Origin of the sequence: Arthrobacter sp. FW306-05-C (assembly GCF_021801725.1) — a bacterium.
Lineage (GTDB): Bacteria > Actinomycetota > Actinomycetes > Actinomycetales > Micrococcaceae > Arthrobacter.
Window position 1 is genome coordinate 3,267,256 of sequence record NZ_CP084556.1, and the last position, 17,266, is coordinate 3,284,521.

General features: G+C 67.5%; 16 protein-coding genes. 4 read left to right on the forward strand and 12 right to left on the reverse strand.

What is annotated here, in order from left to right:
- Window positions 1-90: 90 nt before the first annotated feature.
- The 7 genes from LFT44_RS15160 to LFT44_RS15190 all read right to left on the reverse strand — a co-directional run bounded on the left by LFT44_RS15160 (window position 91) and on the right by LFT44_RS15190 (window position 8,982).
- Window positions 91-2,157 carry a PhoX family protein gene (locus tag LFT44_RS15160; protein WP_236799229.1) on the reverse strand — a complete coding sequence of 689 codons (2,067 nt, stop codon included), beginning with the start codon at window positions 2,155-2,157 and terminating at the stop codon, window positions 91-93.
- A 172-nt stretch (window positions 2,158-2,329) separates the two neighbouring features.
- Window positions 2,330-3,370 carry an o-succinylbenzoate synthase gene (locus LFT44_RS15165; RefSeq protein WP_236799230.1) on the reverse strand — a complete coding sequence of 347 codons (1,041 nt, stop codon included), beginning with the start codon at window positions 3,368-3,370 and terminating at the stop codon, window positions 2,330-2,332.
- Window positions 3,371-3,405: 35 nt separating this feature from the next.
- A complete protein-coding gene (locus LFT44_RS15170) occupies window positions 3,406-4,758 on the reverse strand; it encodes an Nramp family divalent metal transporter (RefSeq protein ID WP_236799231.1) in 1,353 nt (450 codons plus the stop codon).
- 112 nt (window positions 4,759-4,870) lie between these two features.
- On the reverse strand, window positions 4,871-5,887 hold the full coding sequence (locus LFT44_RS15175) for a magnesium and cobalt transport protein CorA (protein ID WP_236799232.1): 1,017 nt from the start codon (window positions 5,885-5,887) through the stop codon (window positions 4,871-4,873).
- Entirely contained in the window at window positions 5,884-6,378 is a 495-nt protein-coding gene (locus tag LFT44_RS15180) for a GbsR/MarR family transcriptional regulator (RefSeq protein WP_236799233.1), read from the reverse strand. The genes LFT44_RS15175 and LFT44_RS15180 overlap by 4 nt, the downstream gene beginning before the upstream one ends.
- A complete protein-coding gene (locus LFT44_RS15185) occupies window positions 6,375-7,997 on the reverse strand; it encodes an ABC transporter permease (protein WP_236799234.1) in 1,623 nt (540 codons plus the stop codon). Before LFT44_RS15185 ends, LFT44_RS15180 begins: the two co-directional genes overlap by 4 nt.
- 1 nt (window position 7,998) lies before the next feature.
- Complete coding sequence (locus tag LFT44_RS15190) at window positions 7,999-8,982, reverse strand: ABC transporter ATP-binding protein (protein WP_236799235.1); 984 nt, start codon at window positions 8,980-8,982, stop codon at window positions 7,999-8,001.
- Between the two features lie 53 nt (window positions 8,983-9,035).
- On the opposite strand from LFT44_RS15190, the gene LFT44_RS15195 reads away from it, so the two are divergent.
- Both LFT44_RS15195 and LFT44_RS15200 read left to right on the forward strand, forming a co-directional pair.
- Window positions 9,036-10,229, forward strand: a complete 1,194-nt coding sequence (locus LFT44_RS15195) for an MFS transporter (protein WP_236799236.1) — start codon at window positions 9,036-9,038, stop codon at window positions 10,227-10,229.
- Between the two features lie 36 nt (window positions 10,230-10,265).
- Window positions 10,266-11,171 (forward strand): phosphatase PAP2 family protein, encoded by a 906-nt coding sequence (locus LFT44_RS15200; protein WP_236799237.1) that lies wholly within the window; start codon window positions 10,266-10,268, stop codon window positions 11,169-11,171.
- A gap of 303 nt (window positions 11,172-11,474) precedes the next feature.
- On the opposite strand, the gene LFT44_RS15205 is transcribed toward LFT44_RS15200, so the two are convergent.
- Window positions 11,475-11,858: a VOC family protein gene (locus LFT44_RS15205; protein ID WP_236799238.1), complete on the reverse strand. Its 384-nt coding sequence runs from the start codon at window positions 11,856-11,858 to the stop codon at window positions 11,475-11,477.
- 400 nt (window positions 11,859-12,258) lie between these two features.
- The gene (locus tag LFT44_RS15210; RefSeq protein ID WP_236799239.1) at window positions 12,259-12,858 is read right to left on the reverse strand and encodes a TetR/AcrR family transcriptional regulator; all 600 of its coding nucleotides are present in this window, start codon (window positions 12,856-12,858) and stop codon (window positions 12,259-12,261) included.
- Window positions 12,859-12,921: 63 nt separating this feature from the next.
- On the opposite strand from LFT44_RS15210, the gene LFT44_RS15215 reads away from it, so the two are divergent.
- Window positions 12,922-13,290: a cupin domain-containing protein gene (locus LFT44_RS15215; RefSeq protein ID WP_236799240.1), complete on the forward strand. Its 369-nt coding sequence runs from the start codon at window positions 12,922-12,924 to the stop codon at window positions 13,288-13,290.
- Here LFT44_RS15215 and LFT44_RS15220 read toward each other — a convergent pair.
- Complete coding sequence (locus LFT44_RS15220; protein ID WP_236799241.1) at window positions 13,277-13,945, reverse strand: TetR/AcrR family transcriptional regulator; 669 nt, start codon at window positions 13,943-13,945, stop codon at window positions 13,277-13,279. The two genes, LFT44_RS15215 and LFT44_RS15220, sit on opposite strands and share 14 nt — an antisense overlap.
- A 116-nt stretch (window positions 13,946-14,061) precedes the next feature.
- On the opposite strand from LFT44_RS15220, the gene LFT44_RS15225 reads away from it, so the two are divergent.
- Window positions 14,062-15,192 (forward strand): flavin-containing monooxygenase, encoded by a 1,131-nt coding sequence (locus LFT44_RS15225; protein WP_236799242.1) that lies wholly within the window; start codon window positions 14,062-14,064, stop codon window positions 15,190-15,192.
- Here the strand turns inward: LFT44_RS15225 and LFT44_RS15230 are convergent.
- Complete coding sequence (locus LFT44_RS15230) at window positions 15,161-15,862, reverse strand: esterase/lipase family protein (RefSeq protein ID WP_236799243.1); 702 nt, start codon at window positions 15,860-15,862, stop codon at window positions 15,161-15,163. The genes LFT44_RS15225 and LFT44_RS15230 overlap by 32 nt on opposite strands.
- A gap of 56 nt (window positions 15,863-15,918) precedes the next feature.
- Window positions 15,919-17,139 carry an MFS transporter gene (locus LFT44_RS15235; RefSeq protein WP_236799244.1) on the reverse strand — a complete coding sequence of 407 codons (1,221 nt, stop codon included), beginning with the start codon at window positions 17,137-17,139 and terminating at the stop codon, window positions 15,919-15,921.
- Window positions 17,140-17,266: the final 127 nt, after the last annotated feature.

The following is a 17,266-nucleotide window of genomic DNA, read 5'->3' on the forward strand; positions in this document are numbered from 1 at the left end:
TAAACGCCCGCCCACTCCTCGGATGCCCTATCACTTATGGTCCCTAAACCGGGGTTTTGGGGACCATAAGTGATAGAGCAACGAAAGGGCCTAGCCGCGGAAAACCTGGACCACCGCGGGACGGGGCGCGCGCACCTTGCCGGGTGCCGGCGTCGTACCTGCCGGGACGTAGTCCGGGAAGAAGGAGTTGGGCGCCTCGAAGGTGCCGTCCTCACCCGGGTGCTGCACGGAGACGAAGACCATCCGCTCGTCGTCGTGGATGACCGGGCCGCAGGTCTCGGCGTCGCGGGGGACGGAGAGGAACTGCTCCACCTTGCCGCGCTCTGCGCCGTCGAGGGTGACCTTGAACAGGCCGTCGTTGTAGCCGATGCCGGAGGGCGCGCCGTCGGTGGAGATCCAGAGGTTGCCCACGGAGTCGAAGGCCACGTTGTCCGGGCAGGAGATGGGCGAGACCTTGTCCACCGGGTAGCCGGAGAAGTAGGTGACGTCACCCTGCGCGGGATCGCCGCAGACCATCAGGAGGGTCCAGTTGAACCTGGTGGACGTCTGGTCGCCGGTTTCGGTGATTTCCACGATGTGGCCGTCGCGGTTCTGGGTGCGCGGGTTGACCTCCGTGGCGCCTTCCTTCGTGCCGGTGCCGCGGTCCGAGTTGTTGGTGCAGACCACGTAGACCTTGCCGGTGTGCAGGCTGGGCTGGACGTCCTCGCAGCGGTCCATCTTGGTGGGGCCAACCTTGTCCGCGGCCAGGCGGGTGTACACCAGGACCTCCTCGACGGACATGCCCGGGACGGCGGACTTGCCGCCCACCACCAGGGGCAGCCATTCGCCGGTGCCGTCGAACGCCCCGTCGGAGGGCAGTGCGCCGGTGCCGGTGATCTCCGCGGCGGGTGAGTTGCCCGTGAACTTGGCAACGTACAGGTCGCCTTCGGACAGCAGGTTCATGTTGTGCCGGCGGTCCCCCTCACGGTACTTATCCGCCGAGACGAACTTGTAGAGGTAGTCGAACTTCTCGTCGTCACCCATGTAGGCCACCACGTGGCCGGACTCGGCCACGATCATGTTGGCGCCCTCGTGCTTGAACCGGCCCATGGCGGAGCGCTTCTTGGGGGTGGAGGTGGGGTCGAAGGGGTCGACTTCCACGATCCAGCCGAAGCGGTTGGACTCGTTCTCGTAGCCGGGGTTGCGGGTGTCGAAGCGGGGGTCGTCCAGTTCCCACTGGCGCGCGGTCGGCTTGGCGGTGAGGCCGTAGCGCTTGTCGCCGGCGGAGGTGCCGCCCGCCACGAAGTAGCCGTTAAAGTTTTCCTCGCCGGAAAGGATGGTGCCCCAGGGGGTGGTGCCGCCGGAGCAGTTGCCGAACGTGCCCTTGATGGCGCGGCCGGAGGGATCTGCCACGGTCTTGACCAGTGCCGAGCCGGCAACGGGGCCGGTCAGTTCGTAGGTGGTGTCGGAGAGGTAGCGGCGGTTCAGCGGTGCACCCTTGACGTAGCTCCAAGGCTTGGTGGTGTTCTTGCGCTCCAGCTCCACTACGGCCAGGCCATGGGCGGCACGGCCAATGGCGCGGGTTTCCTTGGGGTCGTAGCCCGCGGGGACCATGATGCTTTCGTTGGTGTATTCGTGGTTGGTGAACAGCACCGCGCGGCGGCCCTTGCTGCCCGGGATTTCCACGATGTCCGTGTAGTCGTTGTTGTAGCCGAACTGGCGGGCCTGCGCCGCCGCGGTCTGGTTGTTCAGGTCGAACGCCGGGGAATCGTTGAACAGCGGGTCACCCCAGCGGATGATGGGCTGCCATGTGAAACCTTCGGGCACGGTGAACGCGTCGACTGCCTTGTCCACGGGCTTGATGGCGGTGAACTGCAGCTTGGACTTGCCAAAGCCTTCCTTGGCGGCCTGGGACAGGCCGGCAGCGGAGGCAGGCTCAGCGGAGCCCACCACGGAGTTAAGGACGACGGCGAGTGCTCCGGCGGCGCCCATGCCCAGGGCGGCGCGGCGGGACAGGGTGGCGGAAGCGATATCGCGGAAGTAGCTGTTGGAGCTGGTGTTGCAGACGTCCCCGGCGCAGGCGTTGTCGCACTTGAGTGCGCATGTGACCGGGCTGCGCTTGCCCTTGGTGTGGCCGAGCATGGGCAACAGGGTGAACTTGCGGGCAATTTCAGACATGGGGAACCTTCCAAGGAATCTCTCTGGGGTGCCCGATCACCCTTCCAGCCGGTTCCTACCGGAAGCCATCAATTGGATGAACTCATGGTGAACCGCCCGTGACCTGCAGGAACGTTGCCAATCCCGCCATCGATTGCTGAGTAACTGCCGTTTAGGCCGCTCTAAACGGCAGCTACTCAGCAATCGATGGGGCGAGGAGGGCGTGGACCCGGCGGAGCCGATCCAGCCACCAGTCCCGGCGTTCCGCGGAAGCCGCAAACCGCTCAAGCAGCTCCGCGTCGGCGGCCACGTCGCGGAGGCGGATGGCGCCGTCGTCGGCCACCAAGGGATCCAGGGTGACGTCCGATTCGAACAGGGACACCGTCCCCAGGCCGCAGGCGTAGGGCAGCTCCGGCAGGGCGGCGGCGAGCGCCAGCCCCGCGCGGATGCCCACGGAGGTGTCCAGAGCGGAGCTGACGACGGCGGGAAGCCCGGCCTGTGCCACGATGTCCAGGGCGCGGCGTACTCCCCCGAGCGGTGCCACCTTGACCACGATCAGGTCCGCGGCGCCGGCGCGGGCCACGCGGAGGGGGTCGGTTTCCTTCCGCACGCTTTCATCTGCCGCGATGAGCACAGGAGTCCCCGCGTCCCCCAGCCGCGACCGGACCTCGGCCAGGCCCTCGATGGACGGCACCGGCTGCTCGGCGTATTCCAGCCCCACGGGCGCCAGCCGGGTCAGCGCCTCCACGGCGCCGGGCACATCCCACCCTCCGTTGGCGTCCACTCGGACGGCGGCATCCGGCAAGGCGGCGCGGACGGCGTGAAGCCGGGCGACGTCGTCGTCCAATGTCTGCCCCTGCTCCGCCACCTTGACCTTGACTGCGTCCACCCGGCCGAACCGGGCCAGGACGTCCGGCACCCGGTCCGCGGAAACGGCGGGCACGGTGGCGTTGACGGGAATGCTATGCCGCAGCGCAGGGGGGAAGCCCTCCCACCCGGCCTCGATCGCGGCGGCCAGCCAGCGGGACGCCTCGGCGTCGCCGTACTCAGGGAAGGGGCAGAACTCGCCCCAGCCCACGGGACCCCGGAGCAGGAGCGATTCGCGCTGCATAATGCCGCGGAACTTCACCCGCATGGGCAGGCTCACCACATGGGCACCCGCCAGCAGTTCTTCCAGCGGAGGAACTTTTTCGGGGAGGGCGGCGGGGGCTGGCGGGAGACCGGGGAGGGGCATGCGGTTTACTGTACGCGGGCAGGGGCAACTCCCCGTCAGGCTCCGGTAAGGGTGGTCCAGACGCCGATGCCTCCGGCCACGACCATGACGGCGGCGGTGAACCAGCCGAGCGTGGCGGCGAGCCGGCCGTTGGCGTAGTTGCCCATGATGGCTTTGTCCCGGGAGATGAGCATGGTGACCACCAGGAACGGGGCGGCCGCAATGCCGTTGACGGTGGCGCTGAAAACCAGGAGCCCGATGGGGTCGGCGGAGAAAAAGCTGATGAGGACGCCGGCAATGATTCCGACCCCCAGCAGCGTGTAGAACAACGGGGCACGCCGCGGGCTCAGGTCCAGGCCCCAGTCCTTGCCGAGCAGGCCGGCGAGTCCCGCTGCACCGGACGCGGCGAGTACTGGGACCCCCAGGATGCCGGTGCCGATGAATCCGGCGGCAAACAGGAACGTGGCGGCCGGCCCCACCACGGGCTCCAGGGCCTTGGCAACATCGGCCGCGGTGTTCACGTCCGTGCCGTCCTTGCCCAGGGTTGCCGCCGTGGCCGCCATGATTGAGAACATCACCAGGACGGAGAAGACCATGCCAATGAACACGTCGGCGCGGGCCTTCCGGAGGGTGTGGGCGGCGGCAGCCGCGTCCGGACGGTCCTTCAGTCCCACCGCCTCGTCACCGCCGTGCTCCTCGGCGCGCAATTCCTGGACCCTGTGCGCACTCTGCCAGAAGAACAGGTAGGGCGAGATGGTGGTGCCCAGCACGGCGACGATCAGGCCGAGGTATTCGGGGGCGAAGCTGAACTTCATTCCCAGCATGCCTTCCAACACGTCCGGCCAGTCGACATTGGCAACGAACAGGACCGCAACGTACGCCAGCAGCGTAAGACACAACCACTTGAAGACCTTCGCAATGACGGCAAACGATCCGCTCATGAGCGCGACGGCAATGCCTAAGCCCGCAAGCGCGCTCCACAGGTGGTCCGGGCCCGCACCGAGCATCTGCATGCCCTGCCCGATCGCCATCAGGTCCGCGGCGGCGTTGAGGATGTTGCCCACCAGCAGGGCAACGATCAGGATGCCGATCACCACCCGGGGACGGCGGGAGAACTTGCGGCGGGCCAGCCAGCCCAGGCTTTCCCCGGTGGCCAGTGCGGTGCGGTCGCAGATCTCCTGCACGGCCATCATCATGGGCAGCGTGACCGGCGCGGTCCACAGCATGCCGTTGGAAAAGGTGGCACCGGCTTTTGCATACGTGGCAATCCCTGAGGGGTCATCGTCCGCGGCACCTGTGACCAGGCCCGGGCCCAGCAGCGCCCCAAAGCGGCGCAGCAAGGACTTTTGCCGAGCGCCAGCTGCCGTGTCTTCGACCTGGGGCCGTCCGCTCGTTTGAGCCTTGCTCATACAGTTCTCTCCACTCACCATCGACCGCTAAGCCGCCCAACTGCTAAGCAGGCTTAGGATTCAGAGGCAATGGTAGGGCATGAAGCTGGGAGCAGCGGTCGCGTGGAGGCGCTCAGATCCACTTGTTGTGCTTGAACGCGAGGTAGAGGACCAGGCCCATGGCCACCATCAGGCCCAGCGCGTAGGGGTAGCCGTACGTCCACGCCAGCTCGGGCATGTTGGTGAAGTTCATGCCGTAGATAGAGGCCACCAGGGTGGGCGCGAACAGGATGGCGGCCCAGGACGAGATGCGCTTGACCTGCTCGTTCTGTTCCAGGCTGGACTCGGTCATGCGCTGCATTTCATCGTTTTGCCGCTGGGCCACGAGGGCTGCGTTGACGGCGAGGGCGTTCTGAAGCAGGGCCCGGAAGGAGGCCACACGCTCGTTGAGCCGCAGCACGTGGTCCAGGACGTCGCGCAGGTGGTCCTGCAGGACTTCCCCCGGCGGCCGCTCAGGGGTCCCCGCCATGAGTTGGCGAAGGATTCCGGCCAACGGGCTGGTGGCGCGCTGGAAGATGATTACCTGCCGGGAGAGCTCGTAGATCCTCCGCGAAACCTCCGGGTCGGCGCCAAAGAGGTCATCCTCAATTTCGTCGATATCGTTCTCCAAGCCGGCAGCCACAGGCTCATACTCGTCCACCACCTGGTCCAGGATGCCGTACAGCACGGCGTCGGGGCCCAGGGCAAGGAACTCCGGCATGGACTCCATGCGGCGGCGCACCTTTGCCAGGTCCGGGGACTCGGCGTGCCTGACGGTCACCACGTACTCGTCACCGACAAAAACGTGGATCTCGCCGAAGTCCACCTTTTCTACGTCGTCCCGGTACCGCGCCGGCCGGAGCACCAGGAACAGGCAGCCGCCGTAATGCTCCAGCTTGGCCCGCTGGTGGCCGGAGAGCGCGTCCTCGATGGCGAGCTGGTTGAGGTCGAATTCCTCGCCGACGGACTGCAGTTCCTCCGCGTCCGGCCGGTACAGGCCGATCCATGCCATCCCCTGTCGCTGCCGCAGGAGAAAGTAGGTTTCATCAAGGTCTTCGGGGTCCTCGGTGCGGAGTCCGTTTACGTAGACGGCGTTGTCAATGATGGTCACGGGTGGGCCTCCCGCTCGCGCTCCCAGTCATCCAGCAGCGCGGGCATCCGCGAGTTGAGGAACCGGTAGAACCGGGCCATCTCCGCTACCCGCGCCCGCGCGGCAGATCCCTCCGGGAGGGTTTCCGCCGTGGCATCGGTGAGTGCTGCCAGCTTCTCGTAAACGGTGCTGTTCCGCATCGACGCCACGTACCACTCATCGGTATGGAGGGCGTAGAGGTCCCGGCGGCTGCCGGGCTGCGAAATCCGGTGGACGAAGCCCACGGTCTGCAGGTACCGCACCGCCCCCGAGACCGCTGCGGCACTGGCGCCCAGCCGCTCCGAGAGCTCTGCGGCGGTGAGGCTTCCCTGTTCCGAGGAAACCAGCGCCAACAAGGTCCGCGCCGGCATCTTGGGGAACCCGGCCGCGGCGAAGGCGGCCGCGGTCCTTTCGGCAGCCGCGACGGTCAGTTCCGGGGTTTGCGCATCAGCCACGCCCATGTCAGTGGTCACGTCGAACCCACCTCCCGCCGCCGCATTACCGAGACCGCCAGCACGGCTGCAACCGCGGCGATCAAGAGCATCCACCATGCGCCGCTCCAGTCCGTGGTGTCGCCGTGAGGAACCGGGGTGTGGGCGAATGGCGACAGGTCACGCAGGGCCTGATCAATCCCCAACATGGCGCCCAGGATGCCGAGCACCACGCCCAGGGCCAGCAGCGCCCAGCTGGCGGCGATGGTCGCTGCCGGCCACAGGACGAACACCAGCGCTGGAACGGAAAGGTAGATCAGGGCCGCCGGCAGCTGGGCCAGGGCGGTTTGCCAGAGGGCATCGGCGGGCATCGAGGTATCGCCGGAGCCGGTCAATGTTGCCCAGGCCCCCACACCTGCCAGGCCCACCACCAATACCACGGCCGCCGCCCCCAGCAGCAGGTAACCGGCCAGCCACCGGACCCGGCCCACGGGAGCGGACAGCAGCAGTTCGGCCGTCCCGGCCGCTTCCTCCTGCCGCAGCCTGATCACGGCCTGGAGCGCACACGCCGCCGCCAGGACCCCGGCCATCGAGAAGAGCACCGAGACCATGAGCTGGGTGAGCGAGGTGCCCTGGGACTGGAGCATGGCCCGCAGCATGGCGGTGATGTTGGTATCAGGGGTATCGACGGCGGCAATCGCCTTTCCGAGCGAGCCCGCCAGCAGGCCCAGGGCCAGGCCGCTGAGTCCCCAGCCGATAATCGATCCGGACTGCAGCCGCAGCGCCAGGGCCACCGGGCTCCGCAGCCCGGGCCGGGCTGCGGCGCGTCCCGGCCGTGTTCCCCACACGCTTGCCCCGCTGTCCCGCGTGCGGAGGATCAGCCAGGCGACTGCAAAGCAGGCGACGGCGAGGCCCACCGGCAGCACCAGCGGCCAGGTGCGGTTTCCCGAGAAAGCGTACGTCTGCTGGCCCCAGCCAATGGGTGAGAACCAGCTGGCGGACCCTTCCGTCATGGTGGTCCCGTCGGCACCGGGGGTCCCCGTGGCATCGCCGATCCCACGCAGGACGTAGGCCAGGACAACCAGTGCGGCGGACACGCCGTTCGCGCCGCGGGACGTCGGCATGAACTGGGCCACCAGCAGGCCCAGGGCAAGGAAGGCGAGCCCGACGGCGCCCGTTGCGGCTCCGGCGGTCAGGGAACCTTGCGCGTCCAGGCCCTGGGAGGCGAACCCTGCGAACACCGCCAGTGCCACGAGGATGTTCGCCGTGATGCCGTGCAGCAGGGTGGCGATGTTGGGCAGCAGGCGGCCGGCAGGCGTGGCGGCGACCAGTTCGGCAGTGCCGGTTTCCTCATCGGCACGCGTGTGGCGCACCGCCAGGAACGTGCTCATCAGCCCGGTCAGCAGGGCCAGGAACGCGTAGATCAGGAAGAACGTGAACGCCCCCTGGTCCGCACCGCGGGGCAGGCCGCGCAGCATCAGGATGGCGGGAGTGGCGATGGCCACCTGCAGGATCTCGGTGCGGCTCACCACACTGCCGTACGTCTGTGTGACGGCGGCCGCTGCGAACAGGGCGAAGGCCCCGATGGCCACCACCCAGCTTAGGAGCTGCCAGCGGTCCCGCCGCAGCCGCTGGCCCCAGAGGACCAGAAGGACTTCCATGTCAGCTCCGTCCCCTCGCACCCAGCAGGTGCCGCCGGGAACCGTTGCCAGCGGAAGCCGGAGCATCCGGCTCCGGGGCAGCAGCGGCATCCCCGTAGTGCCGCAGGAACAGCTCCTCCAGCGACGGCGGGACAATCGTCAGGCCCAGCACGCCCAGCGCGCCCAATGCGGGAAGCACCTCCGCAATCCGGTCAGCGTCGGCGCTGAACCGGACCCGGCCGGCGTCCACCGTAAGGTCGTGCACGGCGCCGAGCCGGGACAGGGCTTCCGCGTCCAAACCGTCCGCAGCGAAGGAAACCTCGGACCTGGTGAGGTGCCGCAGGGACTCCAGCGTGCCGCCGTCGACGATTTTTCCGGCGCGGATGATGCTCACCCGGTGGCACAGCACCTCCACCTCGGAGAGGATGTGGCTGGACAGCAGCACCGTTGCGCCGCGGTCGACGGCGGCCAGCAGCTCCCTGCGGAAAACCTCCTCCATGAGCGGGTCCAGGCCGCTGGTGGGCTCGTCCAGCAGGTAGAGCTCGGCTTCAGTGGCGAGGGCCGCGATCAGGGCGACTTTTTGCCGGTTGCCCTTGGAGTAGGCGCGCCCCTTCCGGGCCGGATCAAAGTCGAACACCTGGCACAGGCGGTCCTTCCGGCGGCGGTAGGCCTCGCCGTCCGCCGTGCCGCCGCGCAGCCGGGACAGCAAATCGATGGTCTCGCCGCCGGACAGGTTGGGCCAGAGCCGGACGTCGCCGGGAACGTAGGCGAGGCGCCGGTGCAATTCTGCGGCCTGAGTCCAGGGTTCGAGGCCCAGAACCGTGGCGGCGCCGGAAGTTGCCCGGGCCAGGCCCAGGAGGACGCGCAGGGTAGTGGACTTCCCGGCGCCGTTGGGGCCAAGGAAGCCGTGGATCTCCCCGTGCTGGACTTCGAGGTCCAGGCCGTCCAGGGCCCTGACCCGGCCGAAGTGCTTATGCAGGTTCGCTGTCTGGACAACGGTGTTCATGATTCAAGTCTTCGAAGTTTTCACAAGTTTATGAAGGCACTAAAGTCCCAACTATGAGCCCCGACAAGCCCCTGTCCACCGGGCACGCCACCCGCACGGCAACGGCACCTCTTTACGCCGCCGGGTTCGTCACCGCTTTCGGCGCCCACAGCATCGCGGCAGGACTCGGTTCGCAAAGCGGGAACGTCGGCCTGACGCTGCTGAACCTCGGCATCCTGCTGGCCCTCTATGACGTGGCCGAAGTCTTCCTCAAGCCCGTGTTCGGAGCGCTCAGCGACCGGATCGGGGCCAAGCCTGTCATCGTCGGCGGACTCTTCGCCTTCGCCGCCCTGTCCCTCATCGGTTTGGGAGCCGCGGACCCGTTGATCCTTGCCCTGGCCAGGCTGGGACAGGGCGCTGCGGCATCTGCCTTCTCGCCGGCGTCGTCCGCCATGGTGGCAAGGATGGCCCGCGGCGGCAAGGCGGGCACCTACTTTGGCCGGTACGGGTCCTGGAAGAGCCTGGGCTACATTATCGGGCCGCCGCTGGGCGCGGGCCTGATCCTTGCCGGCGGGTTTCCGCTGCTGTTCGGAACGCTCTCAGCGCTGGCCGCCGTGACCGCCGTGTGGGTGCTGGTGTCCGTGCCGCATTTGGCGCCGCTGCCGCGGAAGCGGTACACGGTGATGGACCTGGCCCGGCAGGTCGGCGAGCGCCGTTTCCTGGTGCCCACACTGGTGCTGGCCGCAGCAACCGGCGCGCTGGGTGCCGCCGTCGGATTCATCCCCGCCCTGGCCACCCGCCATGGCATGGACGCATTCGCGGGCACGGCCGCGGTGAGCGTGTTGGCGCTGGGCTCGGTACTCACCCAACCCTGGATCGGAAGGCTGCGGGACCGCAACGCCATCACGGACAACAGCGGCACGACGACGGGCCTGCTGCTGATTGCCGCGGGCATCGGTCTGGTGGCGGTGGCCCCGGGTGTGGTCACCATCTTCGTGGCCGCGGCCTGCATTGGGACAGGCATCGGCGCGGTGACCCCCTTGGGTTTCGCGCATCTGGCCGACACCACCCCGCCGGAGCGGATGGGCCGGACCATGGGTTCGGCCGAACTGGGACGGGAGCTGGGCGACGCCGGCGGCCCGCTGCTGGTGGGCGGCATCGCCACGGCCACGGCGCTGCCGTTCGGGCTGGGCGCGCTGGCGCTGTTGGTGGCCGCGGCGGGCATCCCCCGGCTGGACCCGGTCAAACCCGCCGCGCCCAACTCCTGAGCGGCCATCCAGCTTTTTGTGTCACCCTTAACCGCGATGACTTCTTCACGGCAACTGCCCACCAGGACTCCGGCCCGGCCTGCCCCGGGTTCGGCGTTCCTGTTCGTGCTGTCCACTGCCGCGTGCATTGCCGGGCTGATGGCCACCTACTACTTCTTTGTCCAGACCACCACGGGCCAGTTCATTGATGAGTCCGCGCTGGTGGAAGCGGTGGAAATCCACGGGCCTGCGGGCAAGGCGGCCACCAAGTTCCTGGACTGGCTGCCCACCATCTCGCTGGTGATGGCCGCCGTCGTGGTCCTGTTTGTCACGGTGATCCGGCGGCACTGGGCCGAGGCCGGCATCGCCGTCGCTGCGTGCATTGGCGCGAACGTGGCCACCCAAGTGTTGAAGGACCTGCTGCCGGCGCGCCCGGACAAGGGTGTGCTGACCCTCGAACTGAATTCGCTGCCATCCGGCCACACCACCCTGGCGGCTTCAGCGGCGGCGGCAGTGTTCCTGATGGCGTCCCCGCGCTGGCGGCCCATGGCAGGCTTCGTCGGCGGCACCTTCGCCATTGCCTCCGGCGTGTCCACGCTGATCAACCAGTGGCACCGGCCCGCCGACGTGGTGGCGGCGTTCCTGCTGGTAGGGGCGTTCATGATTCCGGCCGGTTGGTTGATCCTCCGGCGCGGTTCGTGGAACGAGTGGGACGGGTTCGGTGAACATCTCGGCTCGGCCCGGATCTGGCTCACTCTGCCGGTGCTGATCGGCCTGGCGTCCGCGGGCGTTGCCGTCTATTCACTGATTCGGATTGCCCCCAGCCCTTGGCAGGAGGCCAGCACCACCAATTACTTTTGGGCCGGCATCTCGCTGATCGTGATCGCGGGGTACCTGGCCACTGTGGCCACTACGTCCCTGTTTGCGTTTGCCTCCCGACGGCGGCACGCGTCCCGCCGCTGACACGGAACGGCGGGTGCAACGCGCAGGTCAGTCCGCGGCGCCAAGGCGGGCCAGGAGGAAGCCCCGGCCAGGATGGCGTTCTCGATACCGCCTTGCTCCCCCCATGGCGGCGATAAGCTTCACGGCCCGCCTGGCCCTAGCACGAAACGGGCTTTTGCGGGGAGATCTTGATCAAACCTTGAGGATATTGAGGCCCTTAGCTTGAGGGGTGCGGCGGATAGTTAAAGGTGCCCGGGCGGCGTCTAGAAGCAGGCACCGCCGGGCAACTCCCTCTACGCGTCCCGCACGGATGTGCCTCTGTTCTTACTCGAGCGGGTCGAGCCGCTTGCGCAGAAGGCAGAACTCGTTGCCTTCGGGATCCTGCAGGACGTGCCACTGCGCCTCGCCGGTCTGGCCTACGTCCGCCGGCCGTGCACCGAGCGCCAGCAGGCGTTCCAGCTCGGCGTCCTGGTCCCGGTCCACCGGGTTGATGTCGATGTGCAGCGGAAGCCTCCCCACCCGCGGGTTGCTGCTTGGACTCAGGAAGATCGTTGGCTGCGCTCCCCCGAACCCGGCGTCCGGCGGCCCGATCTCGATCGCCCCGTCCTCCCGGTCAATCTCCACGTAGCCAAGCACGTCGCTCCAGAACTTCGCGAGCAGTTCGGGGTCAGCGCAAGTAAGGACCAGTTCACTTATACGGCATGACATGGTGCCAGTCTACGGAGGGGCTGCACCTGCCAGCTCGCTGACACATTCTTCGACGGCCTTTTCCATCCTCGAGGCGCATCTTCACCAGCGCGGCCCAGGTATCAGGAGCGCAATTGAAGCTGCGCGTCGGGGTCGAATATGCGCGTCGCGGGAACCACATTTATGACAGAACCAGCTCGGCGGGAGGCGGCGCCGCTGCCTTGGGGGTGTTGCAGCGGCACCTTCTTCCGCCGAGCGTGGCCTAACTGAGGACTACTATGAACGCTCAACCTCAGGAAGTGAGGGAGTAAATCGTCAACAAAAGCTCAAGTTATTTGAAAGCTCAACCGCCTCTGACCTGCGCTTCTATTCCGATTGCCCTACTTATCCACCGCCCTCCAAAGCGGCGGGACAGCCTGCTCTAGGCAGCGAGCGCAGCGTCAAGAATGTCCAAGGCGTTGGCACGCATGACCCCAAATGCCTGGTTCGGCCGGAGGCCTGCAACGTCCCGCAGCCAGACATAGGCTTCAATGCCGGCAACCGCGCGAAGCCTGACAGCCAGGGCGGCAGTGTCGATGCCGGATCCTCCGGTTTCCAGCGGGGACAGCGCGTCGCGGTACCAGCCCACAGCCCGGCCGCCGCGAAGCGTGGGCCGGGCAGCGCCCGGGGTTAAAGACAGCCGGAGCGATGCCCGCAGTTGTGGTTCCCAGGTGCGGATGAAGTCGAAGTGCGCGTCCAGGGTGCGCTCCAGGCGGTCACGCACGTCCGACGGCGGGTCCTCACCCAGCAGCGATCCCAGACCGGTCTCCGGGAGGGCCGCGTGCAGCAGCGCTTCCTTGTCCGGAAAGTACCGGTAGGCAGTGGTGCGGGATATGCCCGCCGTGGCAGCAACTTCTGCAACCGAAGGGTCCCGTCCGTCCTTCAGCAGATCCCGGAGGACGGACACCAACTCGTCCCGCGTGCGCGACTTCTGCCGGGCCCTGCCGGTCTCCAGATACTTTTCATTGTGGCGTACGGACACAGGACTTATGATACATACGTACCGTAATGGTACGGACGTCCCATAAAAAATGAGGGGTTTCCCATGGCCGATCCCATTGCAGTGAATCCACAGCACTACCGGCTGGTCTTCGAGAACGACCGGGTCCGCGTCCTTGAGTACAGTGACGGCCCCGGCGACAGCACCGGCACCCATTCCCACCCGGACAGCGTGATGGTCACACTCACTTCGTTCGCCCGCCGGCTCCGGTCGGGAGGCCGCGAAGTGGATGTGGAACTCGGGGCAGGGCAGGCCCGCTGGCTCGACGCGCAGGAACATTCGGGGACGAATACCGGCTCTTCCCCCACGCACTGCCTCTTCATTGAGCTGAAGGAACCGCGTCCGCAATCCCCCGGCGACCAGGAGCGTTCGCCGGCCACCCACACCGGCCGCCTTGGCCCTAGCGCTTCTTAGCCTGGTCCACGGTCAGCAGCAGCCGGCACCACGCATCAGTAAGCCAGCCCGCAAACTGCTCCGGGGTCCACCCGCGCTGGTCCACCAGCAACACCCAGTACTCGGGCCCGTTCATGCTCCAGACGGCGTCGGCCAGCTCTGCGGCCGGCCGGTCGGTCCGCAGCTCCCCGGTAGCGGCAAGGTCCTCAACAAACTTCAGCATGTTCGCCGCGCGCCGGTCGGAGATCTCCCGCCAGAGCGCAGCGCAATCGGCGTCGGTCCCCGCGGCATCCCGCAGGGCCACATACACCGGCGCGAGCCGGGGCTGGATGGCGGCCAGGGCGTGGGCGTAGATCGAGATCTTGTCGGCGGCGCGCTCCGCTTCCCTCAGGCGAATGACATAGTCGCGGCTCTCGGCGGGAACCGCATGGCCGGTCCCGGAGATGGCAGTTTCCACTACTTCCCGCAGCAGGTCAGGCTTGCGCCCGATGGCGGCGTAGACAGTGTCGACGGCGACACCCGCCCTCCGCGCAATGCCCGCCACAGTGGTGGAACGGTACCCCTCCCCCACAAACAATTCACGAGCGGCGGCCAGTACGGCATCCCGCGTTGCGGCCGCCTGTTGCTTCCGCCGGGGCGAGTGGTAGCGGCGCGCAGGGGCATTGACTTCACTCATCGCCGGGCCTAGCCTTAATTGATCCGAGTATGCTTCGGATGAATTCTAGCAGGAAGCCCCAGGCCGCCAAGAGCCCATCGCAAAGAAGCGGCAAAGGGGTGGAAGGGCAGGCCATCATGTCAGAGCACTTCGACACCGTCGTCGTCGGCGGCGGCCAGGCCGGATTGGCCATGGGCTACCACCTGTCCCGCCTCAAGCGTCACTTCGTCATCCTCGACGAGAACCCCAGGACCGGTGACAGCTGGCGTGCCCGCTGGGAGTCGCTCCGGCTCTTCACCCCCGCCCGGTACGACGCCCTTCCCGGCAGCCGCTACCCAGCCCCGCCCTGGTCCTACCCGTCGCGGGAAGAGTTCGCCGACTACCTCAGCGGCTACGCGGACCGCTTCGCACTGCCGGTCCGGAACAACTTCCGGGTCACCGGCGTGAGCCACACCGGACAGTGCTTCGTCATCGAAACGGACAACCAACGCATCGAAGCCGACAACGTAGTGGTCGCCCCGGGCTGGGACCGGAAGCCCAAGGTGCCGGCTTTCGCACAGCAGCTCAGCCCGCACATCAAACAGCTCACGGCGGGCAGCTACAAGAGCCCAGCGGACCTCGCGCCAGGCCCGGTCCTGGTGGTCGGCGCGGGCAACTCCGGCGCGGACATCGCCCTGGAGCTGGCCCCGACCCGCAGGACATACATCTCCGGCAGGCACCCCGGCGAAATCCCCTGGCCCATCGACGCCCTGGCCACCCGCCCCCTCACCCTCGCCGTCTTCTTCGCGTTCTCGCACGTCCTGAACCTCAACACGCCTGCCGGCCGGAAGGCCCGCCCGCAGATCCTGGCACACAGCGGACCCCTGGTCAGGGTGAAGAACCGCGACCTGGTGCGTGCCGGCGTCGAACGCGTTCCCAGGACGGAAGGAACCAGGGATGGGTTTCCCATACTCGCGGATGGCCGGGCACTCGAGGTGGCCAGCATCATCTGGTGCACCGGTTTCACGCCGGACCTGGGGTGGATCCACCTGCCGGTGTTCGGCCCGGACGGCGAACCGGAACATGACCGCGGGGTGGCCAAAGCGCAGTCGGGACTCTACTTCCTGGGCGCCATCTTCCAGCAGTCGCTGGCGTCCTCCATGGTCCACGGGGTAGGCCGGGACGCGGCCTTCATCGCCCGGCATATCGCCGCACGCACGCCACAAGCACCGGCAGCACGCCCCCGGCAAAAGGACGTCAGGCCGGAAGGTTCAGCTGCTCCACAATGATGCGGGCGGTTCCGGGGTCGCCCAGGATCTTGAAGTGCCCGGCCACCGGCAGTTCGATGTTGGTGGCGCCGGGCAGGACGCTTCCCTCCGGAATGTGCGGGTCAAAGGGTCCGTAAATGGATGTAATCCGGCTGTTGATGGTGAGCTCACGGGACATCTGGAGCGTCAGGGCGTTCCGGGGCGAGAAGATCCGCAGGCTTGGCAGCAGCATGTACCGGGCGTAACGCGAGCCGGAAAACGGTGCGCACACGGAGATCATCCGGTCGATCCGGTGTTCGGGATCCAGGGACAGCATGGTGTATTTGCCAATCAGCCCACCCTTGCTGTGCGCCACCAGGATTGCGCCGCGCAGCCCCGCCTCCTCCAGGTGCTGGGCCACGAGCTTGGCGGCCTCCGGCACCTTCAGCTTGTTGCGCTGGAGTACGGTGACCACGTGGACGGGATGCCCGGCGTCGTGGATGGCCTGGATGACCGGCATCATGAACTGCCAGTTTTCGTACACGCCGGGGATGATCACCACGGGCGCGCGGGTCCCGTTCCGGAAGGACGCCGGCTGCACGCGCGACAGGAAGCCGCGCACCTGCCAGCCCGCGGCGTACACATAGTCCTGCGCCCACCACACGGCCTTCTGCAGTGGACTGATGCGGGCAGCGGCGCCGGGATGACTCATGTGTCGAGAATAACCTCAACGGCCGCGCTACCCACCAAACCGGCCCGCAAACACGGTCAGTAGTTGCGGCGGTGCTTCAGGCGGGGAATTACGACGGCGAACACGGCTGCCGCCGCGAACCCCAGGATTCCGGTGGCTGAGATCCCCGGGCCCAGGGAGGCGAGCGCGGTCACCCCCGACAGGAGGACGGGACCGCCGGTGGACCCGGCGTCGGCCATGAACCGCCAGAGGCCCAGGAACTGCCCCCGGCCGCGGTCCGGCGAGAAGTCGGCGCCGAGCGTCATCACCAGCCCGGAGCTGATGCCGTTGCCGAAACCGATCAACAGCGCCGCCAGCAGCAGCCCAACAAAGGATCCGGTGAGCGGGATCAGGAGCAGCGCCGTCCCCATGAGCAGCGTGGACGGGATTGCCACCCACTGCCGGCCCTTGCGGTCCATCAGTTTCCCGGCGGGATAGAACACCAGCATGTCGATCGCGCCGGACAACCCATAGATAAGGGAGGCCGAGGTGGCGTCCATTCCCAGGTGGTCGGACCAGAGCGGAATCACCACCTGGCGGGAGGACCGCAGTGCGCTGAGCAGCAGGATGCCAACGCCCAGTGAAAGGAACACGCCCGCGTGTGAGACCGCGACGCTGCGGAGGGTGGGCTGGGGGCCGGCATCCCCGCCCGGCCGGACCTCCGGCGTCGTCAGGTCCGGAATGGTGAGCGACAGCAGCGCGGCGGCCGCCATGGCCACCACGCCCACCCAGTAGGCGCCTGCAAGGCCGAAGAACTGCATCACGGCGGCCCCCGCAAACGGACCGATGAACACGCCGATCCGGTTCACACCGCCCAGGGTGGACAGCGCCCGGGCACGGAACGCCACGGGCACGGCCTCGGTGAGGTACTTCTGCCGGGCCAGGCCAAACACCGCCCCGGACATTCCGACGACGGCCATCGCCACCGCGAGCAGCCACAGTCCGTTCGAGGCAAGGGTGGAGGAGACGGCGGCTGCTGCCAGCGCCAGGCCGGCAGCGACGGCGGCGCCCACGATGGACCAGCGCTCACCGAAGCGGAGGGTCACCAGGGACGCGGGCAGGTTGAAGAACCAGGACCCCAGGCCGATCAGGGTGACGATCAGGGCCGCCACTGCCACCGACGCTCCCAGTTCGCGGGCGGACAACGCCACCACCGGCAGGATGGCACCTTGCCCGATCCCGAAAAGCAGTGTGGGGCCGAAAGCGGCAACCGCAATGCTGCGCAGGCTGAAAGGCTCAGGATCATCAGGGGAAGTCATCAGATTTATCCTATGGCCGCCCATTGTGGTCCCCCTGCATTGGAAAGGGGGCCTGGTACAGGGGTTCCTCGCCCGCCCTTCCTCCTAGAATCTCCGTACGCAGCACATTGGGGTGATGCCACATGGC

Bases quoted from the DNA above. Each gene is read 5' to 3' on its own strand.
- LFT44_RS15160 (WP_236799229.1), bottom strand. From the start codon at position 2,157: ATGTCTGAAATTGCCCGCAAGTTCACCCTGTTGCCCATGCTCGGCCAC.
- LFT44_RS15200 (WP_236799237.1), top strand. From the start codon at position 10,266: ATGACTTCTTCACGGCAACTGCCCACCAGGACTCCGGCCCGGCCTGCC.
- LFT44_RS15215 (WP_236799240.1), top strand. From the start codon at position 12,922: ATGGCCGATCCCATTGCAGTGAATCCACAGCACTACCGGCTGGTCTTC.
- LFT44_RS15185 (WP_236799234.1), bottom strand. From the start codon at position 7,997: ATGGAAGTCCTTCTGGTCCTCTGGGGCCAGCGGCTGCGGCGGGACCGC.
- LFT44_RS15235 (WP_236799244.1), bottom strand. From the start codon at position 17,139: ATGACTTCCCCTGATGATCCTGAGCCTTTCAGCCTGCGCAGCATTGCG.
- LFT44_RS15195 (WP_236799236.1), top strand. From the start codon at position 9,036: ATGAGCCCCGACAAGCCCCTGTCCACCGGGCACGCCACCCGCACGGCA.
- LFT44_RS15190 (WP_236799235.1), bottom strand. From the start codon at position 8,982: ATGAACACCGTTGTCCAGACAGCGAACCTGCATAAGCACTTCGGCCGG.
- LFT44_RS15220 (WP_236799241.1), bottom strand. From the start codon at position 13,945: ATGAGTGAAGTCAATGCCCCTGCGCGCCGCTACCACTCGCCCCGGCGG.
- LFT44_RS15170 (WP_236799231.1), bottom strand. From the start codon at position 4,758: ATGAGCAAGGCTCAAACGAGCGGACGGCCCCAGGTCGAAGACACGGCA.
- LFT44_RS15165 (WP_236799230.1), bottom strand. From the start codon at position 3,370: ATGCCCCTCCCCGGTCTCCCGCCAGCCCCCGCCGCCCTCCCCGAAAAA.
- LFT44_RS15230 (WP_236799243.1), bottom strand. From the start codon at position 15,862: ATGAGTCATCCCGGCGCCGCTGCCCGCATCAGTCCACTGCAGAAGGCC.
- LFT44_RS15225 (WP_236799242.1), top strand. From the start codon at position 14,062: ATGTCAGAGCACTTCGACACCGTCGTCGTCGGCGGCGGCCAGGCCGGA.
- LFT44_RS15205 (WP_236799238.1), bottom strand. From the start codon at position 11,858: ATGTCATGCCGTATAAGTGAACTGGTCCTTACTTGCGCTGACCCCGAA.